Raw genomic sequence first — 6,227 nt, 5'->3', positions numbered from 1 at the left:
GTTTTTTTAGGGACTTGGGCCGGCCGCTCATGGGCGCGCGAGGGAGCAAGGTCAGCCCGTGACTTCGGCCGCCAACTGGTTCAAATCCAGGCCATCAAACGTGCCCGAGGTCATGAGCAGCAGGTTGGTGCTAGCCCACTGCTGCGCGTGCAGGAAGTCGGCCAGCGCCCGGCTGTCGGTAAATACTTTCAGGTCGGGCCGGGCAAACGCGGCGGCCACGGCCTCGGGGGCCAGCGGGGGCAAGCGCTTGTGCGCCAGCACGTGGGGGTTGAAATATACCACCGCTACGTCGGGCGCATCGAAGCAGTGCGCGTACTGCGGCAAAAAATCCGGGTTGAGCGAGCTGAACGTGTGCAGCTCTAGGCAAGCCACCAGCCGGCGCTGCGGAAACTGCCGCTTGAAGGCCGTGGCCGTGGCGCGCAGCTTGCTGGGCGCGTGGGCAAAGTCCTTGTACACCACCGAGGTAGCGCCTTCCTGCACCAGCTCCAACCGGCGCGCTGCGCCCTTGAAGGTGGCCACAGCTTTGTAAAAGTCCTTGCCCTTGATACCCAGCTGCTTGCACACTTCCTTAGCCGCCGAAATATTGCGCAGGTTGTGCTCGCCAAACACCTGAATGGGCACCTCCTCGTCCTTCTTAGTAATCAAAAACGTGCGGCCGTCGCGGATTACGTTTTCGTGCGGGCCGTAGCCCACGTAGGTTACGTCGGGGTTGCTGGGCACGGCCACGAGCTGGGTCTGCTCGTCGTCGCGGTCGTAGATGAGCACGCCGGCCTTGGGCGTTTGGCGGGCAAAAATCTCGAACTGCTCGCGGTAGATTTCCTCCGTCGGAAACACGTTGATGTGGTCCCAGCTGATGCCCGAAATCACGCCGATGTGGTGCTGGTAGAGGTGAAACTTGGGCCGCCGGTCGATGGGAGACGACAGGTACTCATCACCCTCAATAATGATAATCGGCGCATCGTCCGTGAGCTGCACCATCAGGTCGAAGCCCGCCAGCTGCGCGCCCACCGCGTAGTCAAACTTGCGCCCGTGAAACCGCAGCACGTGCAAAATGAGCGCCGTAATGCTCGTTTTGCCATGCGAGCCGCCAATCACGACCCGCTGCTTGTCCTTGCTGGCCTCGTAGATATACTCCGGAAACGAATACACCTTCAGGCCCAGCTCCTGGGCGCGCAGCAGCTCGGGGTTATCGGGGCGGGCGTGCATGCCCACAATCACGGCCGAAAGCCCGGCGTGCACCTTGTCGGCAAACCAGCCTTCGGCAGCGGGCAAAATGCCGGCGGCGGCCAGCCGGGTGCGGGCCGGCTCAAAAATCTCGTCGTCGGAGCCCGTAACCCGGGCCCCGCGCTGGTGCAGGGCCAGCGCCAGGTTGTGCATGATACTGCCGCCAACGGCGATGAGGTGAATAGCTTCCAAGGTCCTAACTATTAATTATTTATTGTCTAAAATTGGCCGGTCCAGCGCGTGGGCTATCCGCCGTGCCCCACCCAAAAACCGGTGGCTAAGCCACGTGCTGCCAGCCGGTTGCAGGGCGCGAAAGTACGGCCCCGCCCCCGGTCGGGCCTGGCTTGCGGGCCCAGGGTGCTGGTCGCCGCCGGCTTTCTTTTCGGGCACTTTTAAGTTAGCTTTGTTAGTTCAGGCCCTTCCTGGCCCGGCCGCTTTGCGGCTGGCCAGCTTTCGCACTATTACCCGTCTTTTGCCCTTGCTTACCCCTTCCCTCATGAACGACCGCTCGGACGACCGCGTCAAGCAATCAGCCGCCCGCGCTGCGGCCACTTTTCAGGGGGGGCGCGGCGCCCGGCAGTTGCCCATGTCGCCCACTGGCAAGCTGCCCCCCCAACGCCTCGAAATGGAAGCCGCCGTGCTGGGCGCCCTCATGCTGGAGAAGGATGCGCTCACCACGGTAGTGGATATCCTGAAGGTACACAGCTTTTACGCCGATAAGCACCAGCGCATCTACAAGGCCATCAGCACGTTGTTTGACAAGCAGGAGCCCATCGACCAGCTCACCGTGGTGCAGCAGCTGCGCGAGTTGGGCGAGCTGGAGCTGGCCGGCGGCGTGGGCTACGTGGCCGGCCTCACCATGCACATCAACTCGGCGGCCCACATCGAGTCGCACGCCCGCAAAATTCTGGAAGCGGCCGTGAAGCGCGAGCTCATCAGCACGGCCCACGACATTTTGCGCGACGCCTACGAAGACACCACCGACGCGTTTGAGCTGCTCGACGCAACGGAGAAGAACGTGTTCCAGGTGTCGGAAGACAACATGCGCAAGGGCGTCGATTCGATGCAGGACCTGATGGTGAAGGCCATTAAGGAGCTTGAAGAGAAGAAGCACCAGAAGGACGGCCTCACCGGCGTGCCCACCGGCTTCTCGGCCCTCGACCGCGTTACCAGCGGCTGGCAACCCTCTGACCTGGTGATTATTGCGGCGCGCCCCGGCATGGGCAAATGTCTGGCTTTGGGCACGCGCATCGTCATGTTCGATGGCACGCTGCGCCGCGTGGAAGACGTGCGCGAAGGCGACCTGCTGATGGGCGACGACTCGACGCCGCGCCGGGTGCTGAGCTTGGCTCGCGGCCGCGAAAACATGTACTGGGTGCGCCAGAATAAAGGCGATGACTACCGCGTGAACGAGAGCCATATCCTCTCGCTCAAGCGCAGCCGCAACGAGGGGCCGCACCGCCACGGCGATGTGCTCAACATTGAAGTGCGCGACTGGCTGACGAAAGGCCCCAAGTTTCAGTCGAACTACAAAGGCTACAAAGTGGCCGTGGAGCTGGCCGAAAAAGCCGTGCCGCTCGACCCCTACTTCCTGGGCGTGTGGCTAGGTGATGGCGCCAGTGGCAACTGCCGTATCACGGGCCAGGACGCCGAAAGCATTGACTACCTGCATGAATATGCCGACGAGTTGGGCATGCAGGTAACCACCGGCGTGGTGGCCGACCGCTGCAATAGCTACGGTATCACGCGCGGCTGGCAGGGCGGCAACATAGCCGAGTATTCGGTGCAGGATGAGCTGCGCCAGCTGGGCGTGCTCCATAACAAGCACATTCCGCAGGCTTATCTCCTCAACTCAACCGAGAACCGGTTGCGCCTGCTGGCCGGCCTTATTGACTCAGATGGCCACCTCGACCCGGTGAGCAACGGCTACGAGATAACTCAGAAAAACAAGGAGTTAGCCCACCAGATTAAGTTTTTGTGCGACTCGCTGGGCTTCCGCACCTCGCTCATCAAAAAGCGGGCGGCCATCAGCAGCATCGGCTACGAAAGCGAGGTGTGGCGCGTGCGCATTTACGGCGACATCAACCGGGTGCCGGTGCGCGTGGCGCGCAAAAAAGCCAAGGCCTGGGCCTCGCCCGTGGATTGGCGCATGACCGGCATTTTGGTGGAATTCGACAAGGAGGACGACTACTACGGCTTCGAGATTGACGGCAACCACCTCTTCCTGCTGGCCGACTGCACCGTGACGCACAACACGGCCTTCGTGGTGTCGGCCATGCGCAACGCGGCCGTCGATTTCAAGAAGGCAGTCGCCATTTTCTCGCTCGAAATGTCGTCGCTTCAGCTCGTCAATCGCCTGATTTCGGCCGAGGCGGAGCTGGATTCGGAAAAAATTAAGAAGGGCAACCTCGCCGACTACGAGTGGGCGCAGCTCAACCACAAGATTGCGGCGCTCTCGTCGGCCCCCATTTTTATTGATGACACGCCCGCGCTCAGTATTCGGGAGCTGCGGGCTAAGTGCCGCCGCCTCAAGGCGCAGCATGATATTCAGCTGGTTATCGTCGATTACTTGCAGCTGATGAGTGGGGGCGAGGCCGGGCGGCCGGGCGGCAACCGCGAGCAGGAAATTGCCAGCATCTCGCGGGCGCTCAAGGGCATTGCCAAGGAGCTCAACATCCCGGTTATTGCCCTCTCGCAGCTCTCGCGCTCGGTTGAAACCCGCGGCGGCGACAAGAAGCCACAACTCAGTGACCTGCGCGAATCGGGCTCCATTGAGCAGGATGCCGACATGGTTATTTTCCTGTATCGGCCTGAGTACTACAAGATTACCGAAGACGAAATGGGCAACCCGACTCAGGGCATGGGCGAGGTCATCATTGCCAAGCACCGGAACGGCTCGCTCGAAACGGTGCAGCTCAAGTTTATCGGCCGCTTCACCAAGTTTGCCGACCTCGACGGCTTCGACGGGGCGAACGATGGTGGCTTCGGCGACGCGGCAGCCTCTTACTCGCCCAACTCGTTTCCGACCAGCAACTTCGACGCGGAGCCCTCCGGCGGGCCCGCGCCAGGCGGCGGCTTTGCGCCGAATACCATTCGCCTAGGCAGCCGCATGAACGACGCGCCGCCCGCGGCGGTGCCCTTCCCCAAGGGCAACAGCTTTGGCGAGGAGCCGCCGTTTTAGGTCGCGCTGGTGGGCTGCCTCATTATCCCTTGCTAACGTGCTTCACCTACTAGAAAAGCCTCCCCCTGCCACCCGGCGGCGGGAGGCTTTTTTGATGACCACGGGGGTTTGTAGACAGCTGAATACAGCGCAATAATCAGAAAAATATTTTATAAACAATTGAAAATTAATTAGTTGAATTGTGCGCCAGGCCGATATTATCAACTCAGTAACTTTGCGCCTGCATCACTTCCTCAACTACTATGCGCCTGCTGGATGATTTGCTGGAAAACGTACAAAAAATAGTGCCCGCCTACGCCGATGGCCTGGAAGAAGGCTACGACCCCACGCAGCTAGCCGAGTACCTCCAGCCCTTTGAGGCGCGCATCGGCACCAAGCTGCCTCCGGAGTATTATGCGCTATATGAGCGGTTTGCTGGCGATAGCCTGGGCCTGGCTATGGGCTGGTTTTTCATGCCGCTGGGCCGGGCCGAATCGCGCTTGCAGGCCGACGCTGATGGCTGGCACGCCAGCCCCGACAACCCCGACCAGGTGCGGCCCCAGTCCCATTCCAGCCGCCGCATTCCGCTGGCGGATGACTACGGGGGCACCACTATGTACCTCGACTATGACCCGGCGCCGGGTGGCACGCCGGGGCAGCTCATCCTCATTTTTCGGGATGACCCCACCACTATCTACAGCGTGGCCCCCAGCCTGAAGGTTTTTCTGGAGCTGATTCTGGCGGAGCTGGTTGCCGGCCGGGTAACCCAGCAGGAGGAGGAAAATTACCTGGAATTTGCGTGCACCGCCGGGCAGTACGAGACTTTTTGGAAAGACCTCAGCCACCGCTGGCGCTCGCCGGCCCCGCTGACCACTACCGAGGACCAGCTGGCGACCCTCTCGCCCCTGTGGCGGGAGAAAATTGCGCAGGACAACGATAGCTTCACCAACGCCCAGCTGCACCGGGTGCGCACGCTGCTCGTGAACGACAACGACATGCTGCCCGACCTGGCCAACATCCTGCTTTTTCCGGCGGTGCGTACGCTCGACCTGTACGCCCATCCGCTCACGCCGGCGCACCTGGCGCTGGTAGCCCAAACCAAAGTGGCTTTCCTGACGCTGGCCGGCGTGCTGCCCGACCTCACTCCCCTGGCCCGCCTCACCACCCTGCGCACGCTGAGCCTGGTCGATGCCGCTGTGGAAAGCCTGGCGTTTCTGGCTGCCCTGCCCAAGCTCAAAAAGCTGGAGCTGGAGCTGATAGTTGTGCCCGACCTGCGGCCCCTGGCTTCCCTGCATCAGCTGCAAGAGCTGAAGCTGGAAAATAGCCGCCAGCAGCCTGGCCTGATTCCGGTGCCAGTAGAGCTGCCCTACGGTGTCCTGACGGATGCCGTACTGGAGGATTTTTTTAGCCGTAACCCACCGTGGCAGCCGCGCCCCGCCGAGTGGCCGCCCCTGGCGGTACTGGGCCCGTTGCCCCGCCTGGAAGTCCTCGATGTCAGCGGCACCAGCTTCTCCGACCTGCGGGCACTGCTGGCCTTTCCCAAGTTGATGTCCGTCTGGCTGGAAGGCTGCCCCATCACCGATTTTTCGGCCGCGCCCGAGCTGCCCAACGGCCTGAGCTTTAGCGGGAACGGTGATTTTCTGGAAGGCATCCTGGCCGTAGCGCCCGATAAAGGCTTCCGCTTCGGCAGCATCTCCGGCGGGCTAACCGATTCGCAGAGAGAATTGTGGATGTCATACACGAAAAAGCAACGCGCCGAGCAGTAGCTAGTAGCGTTGGGTCTGCCCTTTGAGAAAGATGCCTTTGCGGGCAGGGGCCGGTTCGCTGAATAACTGAATCGTTG

3 protein-coding genes are annotated in these 6,227 nt (G+C 61.6%); 2 read left to right on the top strand and 1 reads right to left on the bottom strand.

All coding sequences use genetic code 11. The features are described 5' to 3' along the window. Positions 1-51: 51 nt before the first annotated feature. On the bottom strand, positions 52-1,416 hold the full coding sequence (locus QMK33_RS21705) for a UDP-N-acetylmuramate--L-alanine ligase (protein WP_283566724.1): 1,365 nt from the start codon (positions 1,414-1,416) through the stop codon (positions 52-54). 304 nt (positions 1,417-1,720) lie between these two features. Here QMK33_RS21705 and dnaB point away from each other — a divergent pair, with 304 nt between their 5' ends. Both dnaB and QMK33_RS21695 read left to right on the top strand, forming a co-directional pair. Then, positions 1,721-4,405: a replicative DNA helicase gene (dnaB, locus tag QMK33_RS21700; RefSeq protein ID WP_502867089.1), complete on the top strand. Its 2,685-nt coding sequence runs from the start codon at positions 1,721-1,723 to the stop codon at positions 4,403-4,405. Positions 4,406-4,647: 242 nt separating this feature from the next. After that, positions 4,648-6,150 carry an SMI1/KNR4 family protein gene (locus QMK33_RS21695; RefSeq protein WP_283566723.1) on the top strand — a complete coding sequence of 501 codons (1,503 nt, stop codon included), beginning with the start codon at positions 4,648-4,650 and terminating at the stop codon, positions 6,148-6,150. The last annotated feature ends 77 nt before the right edge of the window (positions 6,151-6,227 follow it).

This window comes from Hymenobacter sp. H14-R3, assembly GCF_030063445.1.
Classification (GTDB): Bacteria; Bacteroidota; Bacteroidia; order Cytophagales; family Hymenobacteraceae; genus Hymenobacter.
This window is presented reverse-complemented; position numbering and strand designations above follow the sequence as displayed.

Excerpts from the sequence above, each read along its gene's own strand:
- QMK33_RS21695 (WP_283566723.1), top strand. The coding sequence starts at position 4,648 with ATGCGCCTGCTGGATGATTTGCTGGAAAACGTACAAAAAATAGTGCCC.
- dnaB (WP_502867089.1), top strand. The coding sequence starts at position 1,721 with ATGAACGACCGCTCGGACGACCGCGTCAAGCAATCAGCCGCCCGCGCT.